The organism is Streptomyces sp. DF42 (assembly GCF_058267695.1).
The window spans coordinates 6,550,707-6,575,756 of the sequence record NZ_CM177859.1; the positions used below are offsets into that span (position 1 = coordinate 6,550,707).

At 66.4% G+C, this 25,050-nt stretch carries 22 protein-coding genes, 1 tRNA gene and 1 pseudogene; 17 read left to right on the top strand and 7 right to left on the bottom strand.

What is annotated here, in order from left to right; translation table 11 throughout:
* Positions 1-159: 159 nt before the first annotated feature.
* Positions 160-783, bottom strand: a complete 624-nt coding sequence (locus ACYUED_RS30245; protein ID WP_491294842.1) for a hypothetical protein — start codon at positions 781-783, stop codon at positions 160-162.
* Here ACYUED_RS30245 and ACYUED_RS30250 point away from each other — a divergent pair.
* A pseudogene (locus ACYUED_RS30250) lies at positions 682-1,299 on the top strand (IS630 family transposase); the annotation flags it as partial. The gene ACYUED_RS30245 and the pseudogene ACYUED_RS30250 sit on opposite strands and share 102 nt — an antisense overlap.
* Positions 1,300-1,407: 108 nt before the next feature.
* Positions 1,408-2,331: a hypothetical protein gene (locus ACYUED_RS30255; protein ID WP_491287104.1), complete on the top strand. Its 924-nt coding sequence runs from the start codon at positions 1,408-1,410 to the stop codon at positions 2,329-2,331.
* 206 nt (positions 2,332-2,537) lie between these two features.
* Here ACYUED_RS30255 and ACYUED_RS30260 read toward each other — a convergent pair whose 3' ends face one another.
* On the bottom strand, positions 2,538-4,094 hold the full coding sequence (locus tag ACYUED_RS30260) for a hypothetical protein (RefSeq protein WP_491287106.1): 1,557 nt from the start codon (positions 4,092-4,094) through the stop codon (positions 2,538-2,540).
* Positions 4,095-4,353: 259 nt separating this feature from the next.
* Positions 4,354-4,629, bottom strand: a complete 276-nt coding sequence (locus ACYUED_RS30265) for an HIT family protein (RefSeq protein ID WP_491287108.1) — start codon at positions 4,627-4,629, stop codon at positions 4,354-4,356.
* 907 nt (positions 4,630-5,536) lie between these two features.
* On the opposite strand from ACYUED_RS30265, the gene ACYUED_RS30270 reads away from it, so the two are divergent.
* Complete coding sequence (locus ACYUED_RS30270; RefSeq protein ID WP_491287112.1) at positions 5,537-5,713, top strand: hypothetical protein; 177 nt, start codon at positions 5,537-5,539, stop codon at positions 5,711-5,713.
* Between the two features lie 177 nt (positions 5,714-5,890).
* Here the strand turns inward: ACYUED_RS30270 and ACYUED_RS30275 are convergent, their stop codons facing one another.
* Together ACYUED_RS30275 and ACYUED_RS30280 are read right to left on the bottom strand one after the other, a co-directional pair.
* Positions 5,891-6,085 carry a hypothetical protein gene (locus ACYUED_RS30275; protein WP_491287115.1) on the bottom strand — a complete coding sequence of 65 codons (195 nt, stop codon included), beginning with the start codon at positions 6,083-6,085 and terminating at the stop codon, positions 5,891-5,893.
* A 1,315-nt stretch (positions 6,086-7,400) separates the two neighbouring features.
* Entirely contained in the window at positions 7,401-8,087 is a 687-nt protein-coding gene (locus ACYUED_RS30280; RefSeq protein WP_491287117.1) for a DUF6082 family protein, read from the bottom strand.
* 914 nt (positions 8,088-9,001) lie between these two features.
* Between ACYUED_RS30280 and ACYUED_RS30285 the strand changes: the two genes are divergently transcribed.
* The 6 genes from ACYUED_RS30285 (at position 9,002) to ACYUED_RS30310 (ending at position 14,277) form a co-directional block, all read left to right on the top strand.
* Entirely contained in the window at positions 9,002-10,051 is a 1,050-nt protein-coding gene (locus tag ACYUED_RS30285; RefSeq protein WP_491287119.1) for a ParA family protein, read from the top strand.
* Entirely contained in the window at positions 10,051-10,656 is a 606-nt protein-coding gene (locus tag ACYUED_RS30290) for a hypothetical protein (RefSeq protein ID WP_491287121.1), read from the top strand. The genes ACYUED_RS30285 and ACYUED_RS30290 overlap by 1 nt, the downstream gene beginning before the upstream one ends.
* A 426-nt stretch (positions 10,657-11,082) precedes the next feature.
* A complete protein-coding gene (locus tag ACYUED_RS30295) occupies positions 11,083-11,934 on the top strand; it encodes a helix-turn-helix domain-containing protein (protein ID WP_491287124.1) in 852 nt (283 codons plus the stop codon).
* A gap of 96 nt (positions 11,935-12,030) precedes the next feature.
* Positions 12,031-12,435, top strand: coding sequence for an ATP-binding protein (locus ACYUED_RS30300; RefSeq protein ID WP_491287127.1), 405 nt, complete (start codon positions 12,031-12,033; stop codon positions 12,433-12,435).
* A gap of 172 nt (positions 12,436-12,607) precedes the next feature.
* Positions 12,608-13,459, top strand: a complete 852-nt coding sequence (locus tag ACYUED_RS30305; protein ID WP_491287129.1) for a sigma factor-like helix-turn-helix DNA-binding protein — start codon at positions 12,608-12,610, stop codon at positions 13,457-13,459.
* Positions 13,456-14,277, top strand: a complete 822-nt coding sequence (locus ACYUED_RS30310; protein ID WP_491287131.1) for an integrase — start codon at positions 13,456-13,458, stop codon at positions 14,275-14,277. The genes ACYUED_RS30305 and ACYUED_RS30310 overlap by 4 nt, the downstream gene beginning before the upstream one ends.
* Before the next feature lie 49 nt (positions 14,278-14,326).
* On the opposite strand, the gene ACYUED_RS30315 is transcribed toward ACYUED_RS30310, so the two are convergent.
* Positions 14,327-15,034 (bottom strand): hypothetical protein, encoded by a 708-nt coding sequence (locus ACYUED_RS30315; RefSeq protein ID WP_491287134.1) that lies wholly within the window; start codon positions 15,032-15,034, stop codon positions 14,327-14,329.
* 288 nt (positions 15,035-15,322) lie between these two features.
* Between ACYUED_RS30315 and ACYUED_RS30320 the strand changes: the two genes are divergently transcribed.
* Positions 15,323-15,670 carry an SCO3933 family regulatory protein gene (locus ACYUED_RS30320; protein ID WP_491287136.1) on the top strand — a complete coding sequence of 116 codons (348 nt, stop codon included), beginning with the start codon at positions 15,323-15,325 and terminating at the stop codon, positions 15,668-15,670.
* 5 nt (positions 15,671-15,675) lie between these two features.
* Positions 15,676-17,124 (top strand): FtsK/SpoIIIE domain-containing protein, encoded by a 1,449-nt coding sequence (locus ACYUED_RS30325; RefSeq protein ID WP_491287138.1) that lies wholly within the window; start codon positions 15,676-15,678, stop codon positions 17,122-17,124.
* Between the two features lie 233 nt (positions 17,125-17,357).
* Here ACYUED_RS30325 and ACYUED_RS30330 read toward each other — a convergent pair.
* Positions 17,358-17,429, bottom strand: a tRNA-Arg gene (locus ACYUED_RS30330).
* Positions 17,430-17,905: 476 nt separating this feature from the next.
* On the opposite strand from ACYUED_RS30330, the gene ACYUED_RS30335 reads away from it, so the two are divergent.
* The 6 genes from ACYUED_RS30335 to thrB all read left to right on the top strand — a co-directional run bounded on the left by ACYUED_RS30335 (position 17,906) and on the right by thrB (position 24,730).
* Positions 17,906-18,355 carry a response regulator gene (locus tag ACYUED_RS30335; protein ID WP_491294501.1) on the top strand — a complete coding sequence of 150 codons (450 nt, stop codon included), beginning with the start codon at positions 17,906-17,908 and terminating at the stop codon, positions 18,353-18,355.
* 186 nt (positions 18,356-18,541) lie between these two features.
* A complete protein-coding gene (gene nrtL / locus ACYUED_RS30340; RefSeq protein ID WP_491287140.1) occupies positions 18,542-19,606 on the top strand; it encodes an ArgS-related anticodon-binding protein NrtL in 1,065 nt (354 codons plus the stop codon).
* A 13-nt stretch (positions 19,607-19,619) separates the two neighbouring features.
* Positions 19,620-21,011, top strand: a complete 1,392-nt coding sequence (lysA, locus tag ACYUED_RS30345; protein WP_491287142.1) for a diaminopimelate decarboxylase — start codon at positions 19,620-19,622, stop codon at positions 21,009-21,011.
* A gap of 185 nt (positions 21,012-21,196) precedes the next feature.
* A complete protein-coding gene (locus ACYUED_RS30350; protein ID WP_491287143.1) occupies positions 21,197-22,489 on the top strand; it encodes a homoserine dehydrogenase in 1,293 nt (430 codons plus the stop codon).
* A 6-nt stretch (positions 22,490-22,495) separates the two neighbouring features.
* On the top strand, positions 22,496-23,554 hold the full coding sequence (gene thrC / locus ACYUED_RS30355) for a threonine synthase (RefSeq protein WP_491287145.1): 1,059 nt from the start codon (positions 22,496-22,498) through the stop codon (positions 23,552-23,554).
* Between the two features lie 246 nt (positions 23,555-23,800).
* Positions 23,801-24,730: a homoserine kinase gene (gene thrB / locus ACYUED_RS30360; RefSeq protein ID WP_491287147.1), complete on the top strand. Its 930-nt coding sequence runs from the start codon at positions 23,801-23,803 to the stop codon at positions 24,728-24,730.
* The last annotated feature ends 320 nt before the right edge of the window (positions 24,731-25,050 follow it).

A 25,050-nucleotide genomic window follows, 5' to 3' on the forward strand; every position in this document is an offset into this window, starting at 1 on the left:
ACCAACAGGCGCATCGTCGGCGCACTGATGGACTAGGCGACTTTTACGAGGTCGGCGGAGTCCCTATGACCGAGTCGAGCTGGCGGGGCGACGGCCATGAGCTGAGACCGGCACCTAGGGCCGCATCCTGAGCCGCTGATCAAGAACGGTGTGCTGCCCTCAGCGACTCGCGGCTTCAAAGATAGTGGCCGTGACGGCGTTAATGTCTCTACCAACTTCAGTCGTCGCAAGCGCTTCTCGCACGAACCTTCTCTGGTCTTCGAACTCTTTGTCCTGTGGGACGTCCAGGGCCGCTACTAGGTTCTCGGCCTCCGCGCAAAGCCGGGCGAGCTCCTGATGATCTACGTTGTTTGGATCGTACAGCGGAACAGGAATTTGCCAAATGTACTTATCGAAGTGGCGAGGGTTGTGTTCTCCGCGTGACTGGAGAGGGCGAACACGCGCCATGAAGGGGTCACTGTTCAGAATTGCCACGACATAACGTGCTTCTTCGATTGAGTTGGCAGTTCCCCAATAGAGGACGTTATCCACGATGGCGGACGGATCGCTCACGCGCGTGGCAGCCATGTACATCCCGCTCTTAGCGTGGACGATGCGATGCTGAGGGGTTGGGAACTGCTGTGAAACCTTCTTGCGGTAGTCGAGTTGCAGGTGAAGATCCAGCGCGTTTTCTCTCTTATGGGCCTTCCTGCGGCGGCGCTGGGCGCGTACATCGTCTTCGAGGACGAGGCCGGGTTCTCGATGACGCCGCCACGCGCTCGTACCTGGGGTCGGCGTGGACACACGCCGGTGGTGCGAGTGCGGGGCCGCTCCTGGCGCCGCTGGTCGATCGCCGCGATGTGTTGTTACAAGCCGGGCGAGACCTCACGGCTGATCTACCCTCCGCGCCGCCACCGCAAGCACAAGGGCAAGGGACGCGACACCTTCGCCTGGAGCGACTACCGCGACCTGGTTGTCCGTGCTCACATCCAACTCCAGGCACCGATCGTGCTGATCTGGGACAATCTCAACACCCACCGGGCAGCCGGGATGCGTGAGTCCGCGGCCGCACACGACTGGCTCACCATCATCCAACTGCCCACCTATGCGCCGGACTTGAATCCGGTAGAGGGTGTTTGGTCGTTGTTACGGCGCGGGCCACTGGCCAACACCGCTTTCACCGACGACGAGCACCTCGAACGCACCCTCCGCCGAGGCTTACGCCATATCCAGCTCCACCCCGACCTCATCGACGGCTGTCTGGCCGGCACCAGACTGCCCCTCACCCAGCAGCCGACAACAACCCGAGGAAGTCAGTGACGCGGTTCCTTCGTTCGGTTCCCTCTGCGCCGTACCAGAGCCGTCCCCAGGCCATAACGATCCTGGATATCATGGGACTTGACGCCTATCGCCGACTATCTTCACATCATGTCCACGCCACCCGAGGCTTCGCAGCCATCTGATCAGCCAGGCATCCCGGAGACGCCGGAGACCCCGAGCGCGTATCCGCACCCCAAGCCGCAGTCCCCGAATCCGCAGCCCGCGGCTCCGGGTGCGCCGGGATCCGACCCGCCGCCGGCTCCCGCGCCCACACCGGCCCAGCCGAACTTCTACGCCCAGCCCACCCTGGTCGGCCAGCCTGCCCAGCCCCAGCCCCAGCCGGGCAACCCGTATGCCGCGCAGCCCTACTACGGCCCCGTGCCCGTCCCAGCGGCCCCGGGGGGCGGTGGCGGCGCCGGGCGGGCCGTGCTGTGGGCGGTCGTCGGCGCGGTGGTCGCCTCCGCCGCATGGGCGGGCGGCGTGTTCCTCCTCGGCCGGGGCGACAGCGCCGACCTGCGCGGCTACAGCACCCCCTCGAACCTGTGCACCGGCGCGGACTACTCGTCGTTCAAGGACGAGTACCCGGATGACGACTCCTCGCCGCTCCGCAACTCCCTCAAGTCCGACGCGCTGGACGAGAGTTACTGCAGCCTGAGCCTGAAGAAGACCCCGTCCAGCTACGGGGACGCCTATCTCACCATGCAGATGGACCTGCACAAGAAGACCGATCCGGCGGCGGAGTTCACCGCTCTGTGGAAGAACTACCGCAAGAGCCACTCGGGTTACGACGTGGAGATCGTCAAGGGCATCGGTGACGAGGCGTATCTCGTCAGCAACGACACCACCAGCGGCACAACCAGCGGATCCATCTATGCCACTCTCGCCGTCCGGGACGGCTGGATGACGTACACCATGGGGTTCACCGAGTACCGCACGACGTACGACAGTGACACGAGCCCGCCGGATCTCAGCGAGGTCCGTGACTGGCTGAAGTCGGACACCAAGTCCACACTGGAGCAGACCAAGGACTGAGCGCCGGTGCGGTGGCCGGCCGGCGAGCACCACCTCGACGGCCGGCCTCGGACACCGGACGCATGGCGCCCCGATCCCTGGATTTTCGCGGATCTGCACGTGATCGCACCGTGGCCCGTGATGAAGGAGGGCACCACATGCTCATGGCACACCCGGCGGTTCGCCCCGGCCGGTGACGCTCGGCGCCACCGGCCGGGAACGGCCCGTCAGTGACCACTGCCGAGGCTCTGCGTGATGTAGGAGCACTCGGTGTAGATGTAGCCGGAGCTGATCTTGGCGGTGTCCTCGGCGGGCGACGAGGTGGTGCGGTTCTTGGGCTTGTGGACGAAGTAGGTGGTGCCCGCTGGCAGGCTGATGGTGCGCTGGGGGTAGCTCTTGCCGCTGGAGCAGGGCTTGAAGCCGGGGGTGATGGTGTCGGTGAAGGAGTAGGCCTTGCAACTGCCGCAGGCCTTGAGGGTGAAACTGCCGGTGACGGGGCCGGTGTAGAGGACGGTGATGTCGTCGGGGCTGTCGTTCTTCACCGTCACCGAGATGTCGCCGCCGGAGGCGGTGGTGGGCAGCTTCTTGCCGGCGGCCGGGGTGGTCTGGGCGATCTCGGCGGCTATGGCGATCTTCTGGGCGCGGGCCCGGTTCTTGTCGTGCTTGTGAGCGGAGGCGAAGTCGGTGAGGGTCTGCTGGGCCTCATCGAAGTCGCCGTGCTTGTACTGGTGGACGCCGCAGTCGTAGTCACCGGCGTTGGCCTTCGCGCCCGCCCGGTCGGCGTCCTTGTCGAGGTCGCTCGACTGCTCGCCCGCGCTGCCGGACAGGTCGCCGATCTGGGTCTTCAGCTCGCGCAGCTGGGAGACGGCGGCGCACGGGTCGTCGCCGTGTACCTCCTTGGCGGCGGCGTCGACGGCCGAACTCACCGCGGGGGCGACCTTCGCGGCCGGCTCGGAGTCGGGAAAGGTGTCCAGCAGGTTGCCGTACTGCGTGACCCAGTCCGAGTCGCCACCGGACATCCGCTGCGAACCGCACTCGTACAGCGAGGTGGCGAGCCGGTCGTCGGGCCATGTGCGCAGAGAGCCGATGGCGTCCTTGGGCATGGTGTCGGGCACCGTGCGCAGGTACTCGAGCGGTGCGACGGCGTCGCAGTAGTTCTTGTGACCGTAGGCCGCGCCCACCGTCGCGTAGTAGGTCCTCATCCGGTCGGGGACCTCGGCCGCCGCGCGGGAGCCCGAGTGGTGGACCGCGAGGTTCCGGTAGGTCTCGAGCGCCGACCTGTAGTCGGACTTGCCGCTGCCGAACGAGTCCCGGCCAGCCGCCGTCACCAGGTCGTCGGCCTTCTGGAGCCGGTCGAGGAGGGCCTGCTCGATGGCCTCCTGGCGGGCGTTGTCGTACAGCACGGACCCGCCCACCGGTACGGCGAGCAGCGCCACGCCCAGCAGGATCGCGATCGGCGACCGTCCCGGCCAGGCCAGGCGCGTGCGCAGTGCGACGACGGCGCCGTGGACGGCGGTCAGCACCAGGAACACGACGTACAGGCCGAGCGCGAGCCCGGGCACGCCGTCGGCGTCCGCAGGCAGCGCCATCAGCAGCAGGACGACGGTCGCCGCCCAGCACACGGCGGCCAGGACCCAGCGGCGCATCAGCGCGTAACCCAGGCCCAGACCGCTGAGGTTGAGCAGGGCGACGGCGACGGCCCGGCCTGCGTCCGGCGGCGCGGGCGGAGGACTCGACGGCATGGGCGGTACGAATCTGTTCTGCCCGTAGAAATCCCCAGACATGGTGGGCTCCCCCCGTCAATACAGCCCGCTTGCTATGAATTGGCAGTGTACGGCCAATGGTAAGGAGCCGACAGGCCAGATCTTCGCGAGCGACCAGCCCTGGTCCAGCGCCTACACCCGGCAGACGCACCCAAGCCTCTGGAGGACCTGAAGAACATCCAGCCCTGACCCATGAATCTCATGGCTGGTGAGGATGCGGGGCCGGTTGAACTCGAACGGAGCTCGGCCGTACAGGATCTGGCCTTCGGCCCACCACACCTCACGGATGTCCGTAGCGGTATCCGCTGCGCGCAAGGCCATCTCTGACCCGTGCGGCGTCGTCATCCAGGTCTGTTCGGGACCGATCCAGCCGCCTGACCTCCAACCGGAACCGGTCGTCCGCGGTACGGGGGAAAACGTGCACGTGAAGATGGAAGACCGTCTGATCGGCCACCTCGCCATCGGCGAGAAACACGTTCACTCCCTCACACGGCAGCTCGGAGCGCCGCAGTGCCCGCGCCAGCAGATGGACGACCTGAAACAGGTGCGCCGTCAAAGTCTGGTCGATGTCCTCCAGGCCCGCGGCGTGCGTCTTACAGTAGGTGGTCTCCAGCTTGCGACCGTCGTCAAGGCGCTTGTCAGTGCCGTCTCTTACGCTCCGCTCTTGAACATCCAGTTCGAATTGAGAGGGGACGCGGATGGGCGGTAATGCATGGACTCATACGGGCCCGTATCGGCGTGACTTGGCGGCCGCGTTCCGGCAGGAGCAGGAAGACGAGCTGGCACGGGACAATCACGGCTTCGAGGGGCGGTCCGTCGAGGAACTGTGGCATGACCCAGCGTGGCAGGAGTACATCTTCACCGGCGGCACGGGCTCCGTGTTGGACTTCCCTCTCATGATCGAGGCCGCGGACAGCGATGACGGTCCGTTCATGCGGCCGCTGACCGATGACGAGGTGCGAGCGTGGGCTCCTCACGGCCGGCCCACCTACGAGGAGTGGGACGCCGCGCTCGACTCCGAGCAACTGGACTTCCCAGGCCGCGCCCGGGGGAATTGCACAGTGCTCTACCGCGACGGTAGGCCCGCGCAGATCGCCTATGGGGGGTCACTGCCGATTAGGGGAGTCGGTGCAGCCTTGCGATGCGGTCCCACGCCTGTCCCGGGTCCGGGCCGCATCGTTTTGCGGGCTCACCTGCGGCGATGCTCCAAGATCCCGTCCACGCCTCGTCCACAGACCTCGACATAGAGCAGCTTCGGGCCGCATACGCCTGCACATACGCGAAGACCCCGGCCTCAGCGTTTCCGCTGGTGACGGGGTCTTTGGGCACCTCATACAGGGTGCCCCCGGCAGGATTCGAACCTGCGCACACGGCTCCGGAGGCCGCTTGGTACCCAGCCAACGCAGCAGGTCATACCCCTGCAGTGGCCGATCTGACGCGATGAGTCCACGGGTAGTCCACCTATGACCGACGACTACATTAAGAACTTCGATCAACTTGGCGGGCCGCCTGTGCCGGCCAAGCCCCGTGGCTACCTGGGCAAGTGGAGTATCTACCGGTCGTTCACGTGGCTCGCCGCCAATGCGGGAATCTGGGTGACCCGGCTATCCGACGTGTGGCGCGGCTGCGCCACGCTTTAGCGGCCAGCTTCGCTCCGCGGGTTGTCATGTCTGGTGCGGCAGTGTGGGCCAAATTGCGTAATGGCCAAGTCGAGGGAGAGCGCGATGGCCTGATCAATAGTGCGACCATCCGCACGGATGCACTGGGACCTTGTCGAGCACTCCGCTAGCGCTTCCGGGGCAGGTGCTTGTAATGCGTCAGCGATGGATAAACCACGTACCGCCCGTGCAGGTTGCCGTGGTCACAACGGCAAGTACCCACGGGGGAATGTCGTCAATCGTGAGGCGCAAGCGCCCCCACTGGAGATCGAACCGATGCCTTTGGATTTCTTTCGACAGCTTTTCTTTCTTCTTCCTCTTCTTATTCTTCTCCATGCCCGACCCTTCGGTCATGCGGCGCTGCTCCCTATGTACCGCTCCAGTCTTCTCAGTGGGGTCTTAGGGTGCGGCGTGCTGCGTTGCATTTCAAGCAGTCGAGAGGCTTTGTGACTGAACGAAGCGCCCACCCTGGCCTGTCCTGGATGGCGTGGCTGGGGAGTGGGGCGGGTCGCAAGGATGACCCCAGCTCGCGCCGAAAGCAACTGTCTACCGTTGACCTACGTCACCACTCCATTGATCACTTTTGCGGTCGCTTCTCTCGCAGTGCTAGAAGCACGAGTTGCAGCCAAGCGCAAACAGCACGTCAGGGGTAGTTGAGAGCGTCGCTATCAACTCAAAACTGGCTGCCGTCGCTATGTGTTATCGAATCAGTGCTGATCGTTGCTCGTTTGTCGCGGGGAGCTACCGCGGGCTGGCAGTCTCGTATGCAGGGCCACGCTCGACGTATGGGCCTTTCGATGAGACCTGTCTGAACCTCAGCCGACGACAGTCAGCCACGACGAGGGGCGCGCCGACCGACCACGCACGCGTATGCCTCGTTGTGCCCCCACCGGCCTCAGCCACGCTGCGATGCCTTCGACCAGAGCAAGCCGTGCCGGCGGAAGCGTGGTGATGAGACGTTGGGTGATGACTTCTTCGTCCCGAAGCAACTTGGGCGCACGCTCATCCTTGGGCTGCTGTGCCTCCAGCCTGCGCTGATTGTCCGCAGGTGTTCGCGCTCGTCCGCCGTTGTCCGCTGGCGTTGTCACGCAGTTAGACACTCACCGATGCTGCGGTCTGGTGGGGCTTGAGACAGAACAGCATCTGATCCGTAGCTCTACAGAGATCGGTCAGGGGAGGTCATACAGGTTGCCCGGGGGCCCGTAAGAGCCGGTGTGGAGTGCTGCCGGTTGCTGGGGCTGCTGTACCTCGCTGCTGTACCGCGCAACCACGGAGCGGAAGGGTGGTCTCTCCTGGGTCGCCCCGATCTTGTGCACCGCCCACGTCCCCGATACAACCGTCTGGTGACAAGCAACTCCGGGCCAAAGGCGCGGTGGACCAAGGACAAGGCCGGAGCCACCCTGGCGGCCACAACCGGCTTCTTCTTCAGTCGCGGGCCAGCTCTTGAAACGGCGACGCATCTGACCCGGGAGTATCCGCATACAGCCGCTTCGCTCGTCAGCCTCGCGGTTGCCGTTCTCGCGTACTGGGTCGGGTTGCGGGTGATGAGGAAGCCTTCCCTAACGGCTCCCACCAGGTCAGTGACCCTGACAGCGTCTTCCCGCGGTGCCCTCGTCCAGATCTTCCGGTCTCATCAGCCGCAAGCTGCGATCTCCATGCGGGATTGTCATCAGGGATCAGGGGTGAAATAAGATGAGGCCGCTATCGAAGGTCCGGCAGCCGCAGCATTTTCGTATGCTTCGTCCATTAGGTCGACAAAGCGAATCTGCCGCGCATCTCCCGTCGCCTCTGCAAACTCGCGCCAGCCCACAGAACGATCGACCCAATGATCTCGCGCTCGCTCACCCCGGAAGTGCAACTCAAGCTGGACGCGCGTTGCATCGTCATTCACACGCTTGAGCAAGTAATCGGAGTAGTATTGCGTAACGATCAAATGCGTGAAGTGGAGTTGCCTTGCCAGAGACAAAGGGAGTGGGCTCTGTGATGGTTGCCAGCAAACGAGAAGCTCAGGATCGTTGAGCGACATAAGCGCCAGCTCGCGGTGCGCGGCCCGCCGTTCTTCCTCGTTGGATATGTTGGTCTGGTGGGCTTGATAGGCGAGAGATACTGCAACCCCAATTAGTGCTGCGCCCGAGAAAATTACGGAGAGGAATCCGTAGGCCTGCCCGACATTGCTGAGCGATTGCCAGTCTGCTCCGAGAAATGAGAGGCCTTTGAGGATTGCTGGGGTCAGCGCAACGGTGGCGATTGCGACAACAGTAATAGCCCATGAGAAGTGTCTGTTTCGCCAGAATTCCATGTCTTGTCCCTTGCTCCTTTTGTTCTGCCGGAATCTGCCAGCAAGCTGCTTGTCCATGGCTCGTTTGAGAGGGATGATTCCCAGCGCTGTGCAGCGCCACACGAGCGACCGGCGGAGCGATTTTGGGCTGGAGCTTCAATGACTGAGTCAAGGTCACGGGCTGCCCTCCATCAGCAAGGGCAGCACCTCGTCTCGGAGGTCGTTTGTGCCTCAACCGACGCAAGTCAGCCAAGATGGCGGGCACGCCGACCGACCAGGCGCGCGTGCCTCGCTGCACCCGACCGGCCTTAGCCACTCTGATGGTGTCGTTGACCGGAGTGGGGCACGACGGCCGGTCCGCGGCCACGGTGCCGAGGCCCTCAGCTTGGGAAGCTTGGGTCTTCCAGAAGCGATCGCTAGGCTGACCTGGGATGGAGCAGCTACGGCACCTGACTGGTCGGCGACCTGCTCCCCGTCATTCCCCGTGGTTCCCCGCACGACCTGGCACGCGAATGGCACGCACGCACTGGGAGACGTCCACGAGTTTCGGGGTGTCTGGGGCTCAGCCGACGACAGTCAGCCGCGACGGTGGGTGCGTCGACCGGATAGGCGCGCGTGTGCCACGGTACCCACCAACGGGCCTCGGCCACGCTGCTCGGCGATGTTCGTCAGAGCGGATCAAGCCCAGGCGGCGCGGATGCGGTTCTCAGGGGCAGCCGTGAAGATCAGACAGACGAGCTTCGTGGAGGCACCCAGCGCCTGTTACGTCTCGTGCAGCCCCTCGCACTCCACCGCCGTCGAATCGTGAGCCACACCAGGGCAGCGCTCATGCGCAGGCCTGTGGCGTGCCCAGGTTGTCAACGGCTGCCGCAGGCGCGAAGCCATCAGACGGACTTCCGACTTCACTGCACTGCGGAGGCGTACAGGGGCTACGATAACCGGACGAGCCGGGACAAGACTCATTGCGTGAGTCGCAATTTTCGGGGGAATCCGTGGCAAAAATTATCGCCATGTTCAACAACAAGGGTGGCGTAAGCAAGACGACCACATGCTTTAACCTTTCCTGGATGCTTGCTCAGCGCGGAAAGACCGTGATTATGGTCGACGCAGATCCGCAGTGCAATCTCACGGGTATGGTTTTGGATCTCACTCAAGTTGACGCCCTAGACAAGTTCTATTCAGACCATCCCAACCAGAACCTTCGCGACGCCCTAGATCCGGCTTTTCAATCTCGTCCCCGCCCCCTCGTTCCGGTGGAGTGCGTACCAGTTACCGGACGGGATGGATTGTTTCTGATCCCTGGCCACGTTGGTCTGGCTGAAGACGAAGTCTCACTCGGTGTTGCCCAGCAGCTCTCTGAATCAATCCAAGCGCTTAAGAATCTTCCAGGTAGCTTCTCTCATCTATTCCAGCTAACGGCGGAAAAATACAAGGCGGATTATGTAATTCTCGATTTGAGTCCCGGACTTGGGTCGATTAATCAAAACCTCGTATCCATTTCCGACTACTTCATCGTGCCGGCGAGTCCGGACGTCTTCTCTGTCATGGCTATGGATTCCCTGGCTCGTGTATTGCCGAAATGGATTCGTTGGGCGGAGCGCGCCGCTGAGTTGGATGCACTAGCAAAAGCTGACTATGTATTTCCTCGCCCGAAGCTAAAATTCTTGGGTACGATCGTGCAGCGGTACCGACTCAAGAACGGGGCTCCCACAATCGCCTTCCAGGAGTACTTCGACGCCTTGGACGGTGCCATCAAGGACACATTGGTCCCCGCCCTACGGTCCGGCGACCTAATGTTTGATGACTCGCTGTACAGTGGCGTAGGGGAAGAACCACCCTACAGGCTTGCATCGATTCCGGATTTCAACACCCTGATTGCCAACTCGCAGCAAAGCCGAAAGCCAGTCTTCGAGCTTACGCAACAGGATGTAGGGCGTGGCGGTAGCGTATGGGAGCTGACGGCCGTCAACATTCAAAAGTTCCGCGACACCTTCGATAGTCTGGCCAGTCGCGTGGAGTCACTGACGGATCAGGAAGTGTGATGGCAACTCGCCGCTTCCCTGAATTCGAGAGAGAAATAAAGCGTGCGCGTGATCTAGTGGGAATCGGACAGTCGCTGTCATCGATCACGAATGGTCTGATCGGCGGTGAAGACCATTTCAGATCGGCTCTGGTGCATGCCGTGGCTGCTCTAGATTCATATATTCATGGCGTGGTTCTCGACCGTGCAGTAGACATCTTGATGGGGCGACTCAAGGTGGCCGCATCATCAAAAGTCGGTTTGAGCTTCGGGGCCATTGGGCAGATCATGTCCGCGGGCCCACCTGGAGATGTCGCCATAGAGTTGGCCGCTCGCACCTACGTGGCAGAGCGCCTCGGGCTCGAAACATATCAGCGTCCAGATGACATCGCATCAGCTCTCTCAATGGTGGGAATTCCAAAGATCTGGTCGACAGCTTTTTCGAGTGATGCACACTCACAGAAGACCGCCTTGGGTGTGGTCGTAAGTCGACGAAATCGAATAGTGCACCAATGTGACCTCGATCCATTGTCGGGCGGCACCAGCACGCCAATCACATCGGATGATGCGCTCGACGCCATTGCCACCATTGAACATATCGTCACGACGCTGGAACAGAACTGCTGACGCAAATCCAAGGTCGGCGGAGCGGCTTTGGGGTGGCGCTGCTTTGGCGCGAGTGATCACGGCCCCGTAAGCTTCCGGCGCGTCGGGCAGGTAGTGGACCTGCCCGGTAAAGCACGACGTTGGGGCCATGATCTTCGAGGCTCGCGCCAAAGTGGCTCCGTAAAGCCGTGGAGCCGACCGCCCCAGCCACGGTGTACCCCTTCTCTGGCATCAGGTGGCTGATCGCTGTGCCGCGGTACGGGCGCCGGCCGGGCTGGAGCGGGGCGGAGACAGGAGCGCAGGCCCGGCCGGGGGTCGGGCCGCGCGCGGGGAGCGGAGCGAGCCGCCTTGAACCAGTAGAGAAAGTTTGAATCATGGTTGTACTGACCTTGATCATCTAGGCTCACGCGCCTGGTGCTGGCTGCCTCGTGGTGTAGAACCCTGCGTATGGGGAGTGAACGGCGGGAGCGCATGAAGACGCTTGGGGCGCGGCTTCGGGGGCTTCGTACAGAGGCTGGTCTGACTGGTGCTGCGCTGGCACAGCGTGCCGGTGTGGGACAACCGACCGTGTCCAAGGTGGAGAACGGGCGGATGGTCCCCAGCGGCGAAGTCTTGGGTCGGTTGTCGCTCGCTCTCGGCCTCGATGAGTCGACCACTGGCGAGGTGCGTGACCTCCTGGCCGCTGTGGAAGCTGCGCCGGACACCGTCGAAGCATCCGAGGATGAGGCTCCCGCCGGGGCGATGCTCAACGAAGCGGTCCGGTCGGCTCGGTTGGTGCGCTCGTTTCAATGCGTCGTCCTGCCGGCCATGCTCCAGAGCGCGGAGTATGCCCGGCACGTGTTCGAGAGCGCGCCCAACTCGACCCCTGAGGCGATCGGTCGGGCTGTCGCTGCCCGTGTGGAGCGGCAGAGCGTCTTGTACGAGCCGGGGCGGGAATCGGTGTTCGTGCTGACGGAAGCTGTGCTGAGGACCTGGCCGGGGAACCCTGGGCTGATGCTTGCCCAGTTCGACCGGCTGTTGGCGGTCGACAGTCTCAGCACTGCACGCATCGGGGTGATTCCGTGGCGGCGGCGGGTGCCGGTCATGCCTCGGCACGGGTTCACCTTGTGTGACCGGCGGGCGGTCGTCGTCGAGAGCTTCCGGGGTGAGCGGGTCTTCGACGACCCCGCCGAGGTCGCCGCGTACGAGGAGACCTTTGCCCGGTTCGAAGAGGCTGCGGTCTTCGGGGTCGAGGCGCGGGAGCTCCTGGTCCGGGTGATGAAGGAGTTTCGGGAGTTGGAGGACTCCACCACTCGTTAGAGGAATAATTCCTCAAGATGCCTGGCTCATTGGTCATGCATGGGAATACTCTGCTCGCTGTGCCGTCTAGCCCCCTAGACGAGGAGGAGTGTTTCCATGCTCAAAAGTTGGTGCCGCATGTTTCCCGGTCTGGCCTGGCAGGTGGCGGAGGCCCGGCACTTCGTCCGCAGCCTGCTGGAGGACGAGGGGTCGGACTTCGTCGACGACGCAGTCCTGGTCGTCGGTGAGCTGGCGGCCAATGCCGTACGTCACTCGCGGAGCGGCTGGTACGGCGGGTGGTTCCTCGTGGTCGTCGGTTTCGGCGATGACCTGGTGCGTATCGAGGTGATCGACCAGGGCGGCGACGACGAGCCCCAGGTCCGCAGTGTGCGCAGGGCGGTGGAGGAGGGCGGCCGCGGGCTGATGCTGATCGCGGCCTGCGCCAAGGACTGGGGCGTAAAGGACCGGCCCGCCGGCAGTCGTTGCGTCTGGGCCGACCTGGCGCGGGTGAGCGTGCGATGACGTCCCGCTCGGTGGTCGCGCGTGGTCGTCTCGTGGACAGTGGAGGGTGAGCCCCCGGGGTGTGCCTCGGCGCAGGGCCAGGTTCTACGCGATCGGCGTTCGTTCCGGGCGGCGTCTCCCGCCCATACCGTCTAGGGCCCTAGACTCCTGGGTACTTCTAGGAGGTGTGGTCATGTCGGACGAGTTGCAGCGGATCGCTGCGATCGATGATCCGTATCTGCTCCTGCGGGAGGTCACGACTCGGTTGGCCGGTGCGCAGCAAGAGGTGACCGAACTCGCCCGGCTCCGGCGGCGCGTCGTTCAGGACCTCCATGCGCAGGGGCTTTCGTACGCGCAGATCGCCGAGAAGGCCGGCCTGAGCCGCGGGCGGATCCATCAGATCCGCCATACCGGACCGGCTCCCGAAGGGGCCTTCCTCGGGCGGGGTGCGGTCACCGTCGCGACTCCGCTGCGGTGGGACGACGAGCGCGGTCGCACGGTCGTCGCCGTTGACGACGTCAGTTCCGGCAAGCGGCTGGAAGACCTCGCGCGGTCGTACGGCCTCGACGTCACCTCGGAGCACGTGCCGGTGAGCGGGAACCTCGACCTCGACCGTGACGGCCTGGTCGTCGTCTGCGGCCCGCGTATGTCCCAGCAGATGTGGGACACCTACGCTCAGGATCCCGTGCTGCACTGGGAGCAGGCGGGAGACGGTCCCTGGACGGTCGTCGACCGGCGAACCGGAGTCGTCTACCGGTCGGGACAGGACAGTGATCCCGCCCGCTCCTACGACGTCGGATACGTCGGCAGGCTGCCGCGCCCCGACGGCAACGGCTTGCTCCTGGCCATCGCCGGCATCCACACGCAGGGCTCCCTTGGCGTCGTGCAGCTGCTCGCCTCCGACCTCAACGCGCTGTGGGGCCAGGTGGGCGACCATCGCTTCTCCACCCTCGTCGGCGTCGAGTACGACCCCGACACCAGCGAACCGCAGTCCGTCGAGCTCCTCACGCCCCTCTACCGGCACGACGAGGAGACGTCGGCGTGAGGGTCACCCTCGCCTCACTGCCCGCTGAGCCGGGCCGGGAGAACGAAGACTTCGCCGCCGCCGCTCCCGGAGCTGCCGTTCTCCTCGACGGCGCTGGCGTCGCCGGGGCGGAGACCGGGTGTACTCATAGCGTCGCCTGGTTCTCCGCGACGCTGGGCGGGCTGCTGCTGAGCACCATCACGGCGTACCCCGCCCGGCCGCTCGCCGAATGCCTCGCCGATGCGATCCACGCCGTCCGCTCTCTGCACGAGGACGGTTGCGACCTGGCCTATCGGGCCAGTCCGACGAGCACGGTCGTCGCAGTCCGGGCTGGCGCGGGAGCTCTGGAGTACCTCGTACTCGGGGACTCGTCCCTTCTCCTCGCCGACCAGGACGGCGCTACGACCGTCGTCACCGACCGCCGCCTGGACGACGTCGGCAAGCGACTGCGCGGGCCGGTCGACGCGTTGCCCACCGGCTCACCGGAGCACGCCGCCGCCCTGGCCGAGTACCGGAACGCCCTGACGGAGTTCCGCAACCAGCCCGGCGGCTTCTGGATCGCCGGGCCGGAACCACGCGCGGCCGAACACGCGCTCACCGGGGCGGCCCCGCTGGAGTCGCTCACGTCCGTGACGCTGCTGAGTGACGGCGCAACGCGACTCGTCGACCGCTTCCAACTCACCCCTTGGGAAGAGACGTTGACTGTGCTCGCCTTGTCCGGGCCCGGTGAGCTGCTCCGCCGTGTACGGGAGGCTGAAGCTGGCGACCCCGAGGGGCTGCGATGGCCACGAGGCAAGGTGCGGGATGACGCAACCGCCCTGCACTGGCTGCTGACGTGACCACCCTTTGGAGCTGACACGCTCGAACCTTGCGTCTGTCATCGCATAGTCAGGAGAGTTGGAGTACCGCGCATGAGGGGCCGTGAGTGGATCGTCCCTCACACGTGTCGTTCCCTTCGGCGTTCGAAGCGATGATCTCGATTCCCCACGCATTGCGCACAGCCGGGAGCGGCATGCTCATCTGGTGGTCGATCTCGCCCTTGTCGTTGGGCCTGAGGCTGACGCTGAAGAGGTCATTCGTTTCGGGTAGATCGTTCTGGTTTGCGTCTACGGCAGTGACGTACACGTTGACACTCGCCCACTGATCAACCCCGTCTGCGTGGACGCCGAAGCTCAGCTTCTGATCGGATCCCTGGCCCGCGAGCGTGACGTCAGTAAGCGTTGGACGCCCGCTACCACCCGCCGCCTGGGCCGCGCCGACGACAGCCACGCTCAAGGCCACCATGTAGAAGATGACTCCGAGCCCCAGGACGACGGTCTCCCAAATGTTGCCCCGCCGCGTCGGATGGATGAGCAGGGCGACGATGCTGCAAACGATGGCGACAATGGCGCTGAGCGCGGCCACGTAGATGGGCCATGACTCGTTGTTGAGCGCGACGAACACGACATCGCTCGTCAAGCCCAGTGCAGTCATGACGCCGGCCACTGTGACCAGAGCACCGGCAAGGATCTTGGCGACATCGTCAAGGCGCTTGCCGACCTTGGCTTGGACGTCGTCGAGCGTGCGAGGTTCCTGGTCACCACCTGGCGGCTTCATCTACTCATAGTGGTGAAAGCCGAGTACATCTCGGCGCATCCACGCAGGTCATTGGCCCCAATAGCGGACTTGACTCCCAGTTAGCCCGCGATCGAAGCGCTGCCTTGACGCATCAGCGCACACTGAGACTCGTACGTATACCCCCCTAGACAGTTGACGGTCCGTCAGTCTATTGTCGTCGTCAACCCCCCTAGACGGTTAGGGCGGGTCACTCCCTGCACTGTCTAGGGGGGTATCCAGATCGGTGCGGCGCTGGGCAAGGCGTCGCCGACAAGTGAGGTTCAAGAAATGCGTGTCATCCCCGTAGAGACTTCGGCCGCGACGCTGCTGGTCACGAAGCTGCCCGAGGTCAAGGTGAAGGACCGTCAGACCGGTGAGATCGCGCTGGACCCGGTGACGAACGAGCGGCTGATGGTGCTGGAGCTGGTGTTCATCGCGGCGGGCGGTTCGGACATGATCAAGGTCACCGTTCCCGAAAAGGGCATCGGTGAGGGCCTGGTGATGGGGGCCCCGGTCATCATGCCCGGCCTCGTGGCCCGGCCGTGGGAGAGCGAGTTCGGCGGGCGCATGCGTCACGGCATCGCCTACCGGGCCGACGCCGTCATGGTCAACGCCCCGGCTCCGGCGCAGGGCTGACCGCCATGACCGACAACATCGTCTGGACGCTGACACTGTGCCTGCTGACCCTGGCCGCGCTGCTGGTCCTGCGCCGTCGTCTGCCGGTCGCGTTCTGGTGGCTCGTCGGCTACCCGTTCGTCGCGCTGCGCGTGCTCACCACGTACCGGGCGACGATGGACGCCTGCGGTCTGACGGTCCCGGCCTCGGCCGTCCGTCGGGCCACGGCCCGGGTGATCGGACGGGAGGCGGCACCCGTACCGCCTCGCCGGTCGTTTCCGCTGCCGACCGGGTCCGGGCTGGTGATGCGGCTGCGCATGGCGACCGGGCAGGCTCCCGAGGACTTCTTGGCCTCGGCCGACCGGCTGCGCCACGCCTGGGCCGCGCACGCCGTGCACATCCGCCCGACCAAGCCGGGCTGGCTCGAACTGCGGCTGATCGGCTGGGACGTCCTCTCCGACGTGCAGCCCGCACGGCGATGGAAGCAGCGCGGACCGCTCACCCTTCCGATGGCGCTTCGTGATGACGGGCGCTGGCACGTACGGGACTTCCGTGCCGTGCTGCATGAACTCATCCTCGGTGCGACGCAGTCCGGCAAGTCCGTGTACTTGCGCAACCTGGTGTGCGGCCTGGCCCGGCAACGGGTCGTCCTCGTCGGGATCGACTGCAAGTGGGGCGTGGAACTCGCGCCGTTCGCGCCCCGGTTGTCGGCGCTTGCCGACAACCCGGACCGGGCGAACGAACTCCTCGACGTCCTGCTGGAAGAGATGGAAGCGCGGTTCCGTCTCATCGGTCTCTCGTCCGCTGCGGGCTCGGATGCCGTGCTCACCTCGGACGTGTGGGGGCTGCCGGACGCGGTACGGCCGGTGCCGGTCGTGGTCGTGGTCGACGAAGTCGCCGAACTCTTCCTCGCCGCGAGTCGGGACGACGAGAAGCGACGCGACGCCATGGTCACCAAACTCATCCGCATCGCCCAGCTCGGTCGCGCGGCCGGCATCTATCTCGAAGTGTGCGGGCAGCGCTTCGGCTCCGAACTCGGCAAGGGCGCGACGATGCTGCGCGCACAGCTGACGGGGCGTATCTGCCACCGGGTCAACGACGAGTCGTCGGCGAACATGGCGCTGGCCGACATCTCCCCTGAAGCGGCGCTCGCTGCTACCGCCATCCCGGCTGAACGGCCCGGCGTCGCGATCGTCGGTGACTCCTCGGGCGGCTGGTCCCGCGCCCGCTCGCCTCACCTCACCCTCGACGAAGCTGCGGCCGTCTGCCGCGCCACCTCCGCCCTCGTGCCGGAACGGCTCAACGCTGGCGTGGACCCCACCGAGGTTGCAGAGCGTGCGGGCAACAGCGTTGAGGTGCTTCTGAGCCGTTACGCGAAGTGCCTCGACGGTCGGCAAGACGTCGCCAACCGTCGGATCGCCGAACTCCTCGGGGAGGACGACGGCCAGGAGGACGAGCACGGCGACGGGAGCTGATCCCGAGACACCTCCGACTCGCGCACCTGCGGCATGATGGCCCCTGGACTACGGTCCGGGGGCCTCGGCGTTTCCTGGGCCTCACCTGCGCATTCGTGCCCCGCGGCCAGTCCACGCATAGTCCACAGCGCCCGACATACGCCCGCTCCGAGCGGCACACGGCTGCACATACGCGAAGACCCCGTTCTCAGCGAAAGCGCTGATGGCGGGGTCTTTGGGCACCTCTTGCAAGGTGCCCCCGGCAGGATTCGAACCTGCGCACACGGCTCCGGAGGCCGTTGCTCTATCCCCTGAGCTACGGGGGCGTGTCTGCTGCGCTGTGTGCGTGGCGACGGGTAGAACCCTACCAGCTGATCCAGGGTGTTCATGAACGGGTTTTCCGACGTCGATCAGGGCGTCACCCCTCGCTGCATCGCCCGCCGCCCCTTGCTGTTGTCCGCCAATCGCCCCCTGCAAATGCTCCCACCGCTGTCCGCCCGTCGCGCTGCCATTGCTCACACCGTCTGCCCGCGCGTCGCCCTTCCGTGGCTCCCTCTGTCGCTCGCCCGTCCCCCTAGCTGCCGCTCCCACCCACGTCCGCCCAGAGACCCCTGTAACCACTCCCACCCCCCGCCGCCCCACCCCAAGCCCGCCACCTCCACCGCAAGCCCGCCGCCCCACCCCAAGCCGCCCCTCGCCCAGGGCGGAACCCGCCCCCCCGCCCAGGGCGGAAGTGGGGAAAACCCGGACGCGGTGGCCGGTCCCGACCTACTCTCGAGTTGTGCCAGGCGCGTCGGGTCGGGTGCTTGTTGTGGACGACAACAAGGTCATCCGGCAGCTGATCAGGGTCAATCTCGAGCTGGAGGGTTTCGAGGTGGTGACCGCGGCTGACGGTGCCGAGTGTCTGGATGTCGTTCATCAGGTGCGGCCCGATGTCATCACTCTCGATGTCGTCATGCCCCGCTTGGACGGGCTCCGGACCGCGGCCCGGCTTCGGACCGATCCACGCACCCGCGACCTTCCCCTTGCCGTCGTCAGCGCCTGCACCTCGTACGAGGTCGAGACCGGGCTGGACGTCGGCGTCGACGCGTTCCTCGCCAAGCCCTTCGAACCTGCCGAACTCGTGTGCCTCGTACGGGAGTTGGTCGAGCGCGGGAGGAGTGGGCGGGGCCGGGGTGCGGGTGGTGAGCCCGAGCTCGGGACTGTTCTCGGCGCGGGGGAGGCTGAGCGGGCCGGGCGTGCCGGCGGCTGACAGGCCTGCCGTGCCCTGCTGTGCCATGCCCTGCTGTGCCGTGTCGTGCGCTGCCGTGCCGTGTCTGCCGTCCTCCCTGCCGGTTGAGTGCGCCTCCGTCGTCGGCGGGGTGCGCCCCGTCCATATCCCGGACCTTCGCCCAAACCGGGTCGCATACCCACCCCCCTCCTCCCATACGCTTGTCCCGTGACCCCCGTCGAGCTCTCCCGTACCGTGCTGTGCGCGGTGCGTCGTGCTGTCGACGAGGGGGAGCTGGGCGTGGCCGTACCGAGACGGGCCGTTGTCGCGCCGCCAGGGCCTGGGGGCTGTGGCGACTACGCCACCAACATCGCCCTCCAGCTCGCGCGGCCGGCCGGGCTGCCGCCTCTGCGCGTCGCGGAGATCCTGCAACGGCACCTCGTCCGGACGGACGGTGTCGCCGGTGTCGTTGTCACCGGGCCGGGGTTCATCAACATCAGCCTGCAAGGGGCAGCGGGTTCCGCCGCTGCCGCTCTCACCCGCGAGATCCTCCGTGCGGGCGCGGCATACGGTCACGGCGACGCACTCGCCGGGCAGGTCATCGACGTGCGTATCCCGTACGACGTCCGAGCCGAAGTCATCGCCGACGCCCTCGTGCGCATCGTCGGATCCCAGGGCGGCCGCGTCGAGGTCGCCCACGGCGAACCCGTGAACCTGCGGCCCGTCCCGGCGCCCGACGACCCCGCCGTCCTCGGCCCCGATGCCGCCCGCTGGGCGCTCCTTCACCCCGCCGCCCACGACCGGCCCCGTATCACCGCCGATCACCTGGTCCAGCGCGAGAGCAACCCGCTCTTCCGCGTCCGTTACGCCCACGCCCGTACCCGGGCCCTCAGCCGTAACGCCGCCGACCTGGGCTTCACCCCCGAGCCCGGACACGTAGAAGCAGAAGCACTCGCACAAGCGGAAGCACCCGCACAAGCAGAAGCACCCCTACAAGCCGAAGCCGAAGCAGCAGCAGACCCGCAGGGCGACATCAGGCGGCTTCTCGCCGTCCTCGCCGACCACCCCCGTGTCCTCGCCCGTGCGGCAGCACACCGCACGCCCGACAGTCTGGCCCGGCATCTCGTCACCGTCGCCGATGCCGTCCTCGCTGTCCTGCCCACCGTGCTTCCGCGCGGCGACGAGAAACCCTCGGCCGCCCACCGTGCCCGGCTCGCGCTTGCCGAAGCCGCCGGGGCGGTGCTGGCCGGTGGCCTGTCCCTGCTCGGCATCGACGCACCCCAACACCTCTGAAAGACGACTGAAGATGAGCCGTTCCGCACACCCCGCCGGGCCCCGTCACGCCGACGTCCTCCCCGAGGGTCATTACTCCGCCCCGCCCACCGATCTCAACGACCTCGATCCCAAGGTGTGGGCCCAGACCGTCAGCCGGGACACGGACGGTGTCGTCACCGTCGGCGGTATCGACGTCAAGCGGATCGCCGAGGAGTTCGGCACGCCCGCCTATGTCCTCGACGAGGCCGACTTCCGGGCGCGGGCTCGGGCCTGGCGCAGTGCCTTCGGGGCCGACGCCGACGTCTTCTACGCCGGCAAGGCGTTCCTTTCGCGTGCCGTCGTGCGCTGGCTGCACGAGGAAGGGCTGAATCTGGACGTGTGCTCCGGGGGCGAGCTGGCCACCGCCCTCTCGGCCGGCATGCCCGCCGACCGCATCGCCTTCCACGGCAACAACAAGTCGGTGGAAGAGATCCGGCGGGCCGTGGAGGCCGGTGTCGGGCGGATCGTGCTCGATTCCTTCCAGGAGATCGTCCGGGTCGCGCACATCGCGAAGGAACTCGGCAGGCGGCAGCGCGTGCAGATCCGAATCACCGTCGGTGTGGAGGCGCATACGCACGAGTTCATCGCCACCGCCCACGAGGACCAGAAGTTCGGCATTCCGCTGGCCGGCGGGCAGGCGGCGGAAGCGGTCCGCCGCGCGCTCCAGCTCGACGGGCTCGAACTCATCGGGATCCACAGCCACATCGGGTCGCAGATCTTCGACATGTCCGGGTTCGAGGTCGCCGCGCACCGGGTGGTCGGGCTGCTGAAGGACATCCGTGACGAGCACGGTGTCGAGCTGCCGGAGATCGACCTCGGGGGCGGGCTCGGGATCGCGTACACGAGCGACGACGACCCCCGTGAGCCGCACGAGATCGCCAAGGCGCTGACCGAGATCGTCACGCGGGAGTGCGAGGGCGCCAAGCTGCGCACTCCTCGTATCTCCGTCGAGCCCGGGCGGGCCATCGTCGGGCCGACCGCCTTCACGCTGTACGAGGTGGGCACCATCAAGCCCCTCGACGGGCTGCGCACGTACGTCTCCGTCGACGGTGGCATGTCGGACAACATCCGGACCGCGCTGTACGACGCCGAGTACAGCGTCGCCCTCGTCTCGCGCACCACCGACGCCGAGCCGATGCTCGCCCGCGTCGTCGGCAAGCACTGCGAGAGCGGCGACATCGTGGTGAAGGACGCGTTCCTGCCCTCCGACCTGGCACCGGGTGACCTCATCGCGGTGCCGGCCACGGGCGCGTACTGCCGGTCCATGGCCAGCAACTACAACCACGTGCTCAGGCCGCCCGTCGTCGCCGTGAACGACGGCGAGGCCCGTGTCATCGTCCGCCGCGAGACGGAGGAGGACCTCCTGCGTCTCGACGTCGGGTGAGTCAGCCCCAGGAAGAGCGGCAGAAGAGCGGCCGGGGGAGCGGCCGGGAGAGTGGGTGGAAGATCTCCTGTCTTTCACCTCCGTACAAATGAAATCGATGTCTCACGATCCGGACATGGGATAGAAACTCCCGTCCGGTGAGTGAGACTGGTCGAACCGTAGACGGTATGAGGAAACGAGGTCGGATGATGCGTACGCGTCCGCTGAAGGTGGCGCTGCTGGGCTGTGGGGTTGTCGGCTCAGAGGTGGCGCGCATCATGACGACGCACGCCGACGACCTCGCCGCCAGGATCGGTGCACCCGTGGAACTCGCGGGTGTGGCCGTACGGAGGCCCTCCAAGGTCCGTGAGGGCATCGACCCCTCCCTCGTCACCACCGACGCCACCGCACTCGTCAAACGCGGCGACATCGATGTGGTGGTCGAGGTCATCGGGGGGATCGAGCCCGCCCGCTCCCTCATCACCACCGCCTTCGCGCACGGCGCCTCCGTCGTCTCCGCCAACAAGGCGCTGCTCGCCCAGGACGGCGCCGCGCTGCACGCCGCCGCCGAGGAGCACGGCAAGGACCTCTATTACGAGGCCGCCGTCGCCGGTGCCATCCCGCTGATCCGCCCGCTGCGCGAGTCCCTCGCCGGCGACAAGGTCAACCGCGTGCTCGGCATCGTGAACGGCACGACCAACTTCATCCTCGACAAGATGGACAGCACGGGAGCCGGGTACCAGGAGGCGCTCGACGAGGCCACGGCCCTCGGGTACGCCGAGGCGGACCCCACCGCCGACGTCGAGGGCTTCGACGCCGCCGCGAAGGCCGCCATCCTCGCCGGCATCGCCTTCCACTCGCGGGTGCGCCTCGACGACGTCTACCGCGAGGGGATGACGGAGGTCACCGCCTCGGACTTCGCCTCCGCCAAGAACATGGGCTGCACCATCAAGCTGCTCGCCATCTGCGAGCGGGCCCAGGACGGCGGATCGGTCACCGCGCGCGTGCACCCCGCCATGATTCCGCTGAGCCACCCCCTCGCCTCCGTGCGCGGCGCGTACAACGCCGTGTTCGTCGAGTCCGACGCGAGTGGGCAGCTCATGTTCTACGGGCCCGGTGCCGGCGGTGCGCCCACCGCGTCCGCCGTGCTCGGCGACCTGGTCGCCGTCTGCCGCAACCGACTCAGCGGGGCAACGGGGCCCGGCGAGTCGGCGTATGCCGCGCTGCCCGTGTCGGGCATGGGTGACGTCGTCACCCGCTATCACATCAGCCTCGACGTCGCGGACAAACCGGGTGTTCTCGCCCAGGTCGCCACCGTGTTCGCGGAGCACGGTGTGTCGATCGATACGGTTCGGCAGCAGGGCAACAACGGCGAGGCCTCCCTGGTCGTCGTCACCCATCGCGCGTCCGACGCCGCTCTGAGCGGGACCGTCGAGGCGCTGCGCAAGCTCGACACCGTGCGGGGTGTCGCCAGCATCATGCGGGTTGAAGGAGAGTAACCAGCAATGACCCACCAGTGGCGCGGAATCATCGAGGAGTACCGGGACCGGCTGCCCGTCTCCGACACCACGCAGGTCGTGACGCTCCGCGAGGGCGGCACGCCCCTCGTGCCCGCGCAGGTGCTCTCCGAGCGCACGGGCTGCGAGGTCCACCTGAAGGTGGAAGGCGCGAACCCCACCGGGTCCTTCAAGGACCGCGGCATGACCATGGCCATCACCCGGGCCAAGGAGGAGGGCGCGAAGGCCGTGATCTGCGCCTCCACCGGCAACACGTCGGCCAGCGCCGCCGCCTACGCCGTCCGCGCCGGCATGGTGTCGGCCGTTCTCGTCCCCCAGGGCAAGATCGCGCTCGGCAAGATGGGCCAGGCCCTCGTGCACGGTGCCAAGATCCTCCAGGTCGACGGCAACTTCGACGACTGCCTCACCCTCGCCCGCGCGCTGAGCGACAACTACCCCGTGGCGCTGGTGAATTCGGTCAATCCCGTGCGCATCGAAGGCCAGAAGACGGCCTCCTTCGAGATCGTCGACATGCTCGGCGACGCGCCCGACATCCACGTCCTCCCGGTCGGCAACGCGGGCAACATCACCGCGTACTGGAAGGGCTACAAGGAGTACGCCGCCGACGGCATCGCCACGCACACCCCCCGCATGTGGGGCTTCCAGGCCTCCGGCAGTGCCCCGATCGTGCGCGGCGAGATCGTCAAGGACCCGTCGACCATCGCCACCGCGATCCGCATCGGCAACCCCGCCTCCTGGCAGTTCGCACTGGCCGCGCGGGACGAGTCCGGCGGCTTCATCGACGAGGTGACGGACCGTGAGATCCTGCGCGCCTACCGGCTGTTGGCCGCGCAGGAGGGCGTTTTCGTCGAGCCGGCGTCCGCCGCGTCCGTCGCCGGACTGCTGAAGGCCGCGGAGCAGGGCAAGGTCGACCCGGGCCAGCGGATCGTGTGCACGGTCACCGGCAACGGCCTGAAGGACCCCGACTGGGCCGTCGCCGGCGCCCCGCAGCCGGTCACCGTCCCGGTCGACGCGGTGACGGCGGCCGAGCGCCTCGGTCTGGCCTGACCGGGAACTCCCTATAAGGGGTGCACAGGGGGCTTACGGCGCGCATCGTGCGCCTCCTGTGCGCCCTATGTCGCCACGGAAGCATCCTTCGATAGGCTGTACTGAACCCGCCCGCCGCATATGCCTCCGCACATGGAGCATGTGGACGGTGCCGCGCCGTCATTGCGGCCTGAGGGTCTTGGTACGTACCCGACGTCGTATCGAATGTCCTCGACCATCACGCAGCTCAAGGAGAGTCATCGAGAGATGGCCGGTCCCGCCTTCCGCGCCGCCGCCGTAAGGGTGCGCGTCCCCGCCACCAGCGCCAACCTCGGCCCGGGCTTCGACGCCTTCGGCCTGTCGCTGGGACTCTACGACGACGTCGTGGTCCGGGTGGCCGACACCGGGCTGCTCATCGACATCGCGGGTGAGGGCAGCGAGACGCTGCCCCGTGACGAGAAGCACCTCCTCGTACGGTCCCTGCGCACCGCCTTCGACCTGCTCGGCGGGCAGCCGCGCGGCCTGGAGATCGTGTGCGCCAACCGCATTCCGCACGGCCGCGGCCTGGGCTCCTCCTCGGCCGCCATCTGCGCCGGCATCGTCGCCGCGCGCGCCGTGACCATAGGCGGGGAGTCGAAGCTCGACGACACGGCCCTGCTGGAGCTCGCGACCGAGATCGAGGGCCACCCCGACAACGTGGCGGCCTGTCTGCTCGGTGGTTTCACCCTCTCCTGGATGGAGGCGGGCGCCGCACGTGCGATCAGGATGGACGCCGCCGATTCCATCGTTCCGGTGGTTTTCGTGCCCGGAAAGCCGGTCCTGACCGAGATCGCGCGCGGCCTGCTCCCGCGCACCGTGCCGCACGTCGACGCCGCCACCAACGCGGGCCGTGCGGCCCTGCTCGTCGAGGCCCTGACCAGGCGTCCCGAGCTGCTGCTGCCCGCCACCGAGGACCGTCTCCACCAGGAGTACCGCGCGCCCGCGATGCCGGAGAGCGCCGCGCTGGTGGAGCGGCTGCGGGCCGACGGAGTCCCCGCGGTCATCTCCGGAGCGGGACCCACCGTGCTGGCGTTGGCCGACGCCGACAGCGCCGACAAGGTCGCCCATCTGGCAGGCGAGGGGTGGGCCGCCAACCGGCTCGAACTCGACGCCCAGGGAGCGAGTGTGCTGCCGCTCGCAGCCTCCAGTGACATGTAAAAACCGGCGGTTGCCGGATTTCGAGAGGGGGAATGTTTGTTGGATCCGGTAGTGTTAATCTCAAGTCTGCACCCGACCCCACCATGGCGAGGTGCTTCGTGTCCCCGTCCGGGACAGACATTCTTCCGGGAGCCTCCCAAGCCGCACTGTGTTCCGTACGACGTACGCGGGCAGTACCTCGTACGCGGGCACTGAGCGACTTGCCGGGCACGCTCCGGAACAGGTGCGACCAGGCCACGTGACACCGACACTCGGTGCCGCGGTCACGGCTTTGGGAAGCGCCGTCCCAGAAATTGCCTCCGCCACCTTTGGCGGACCAC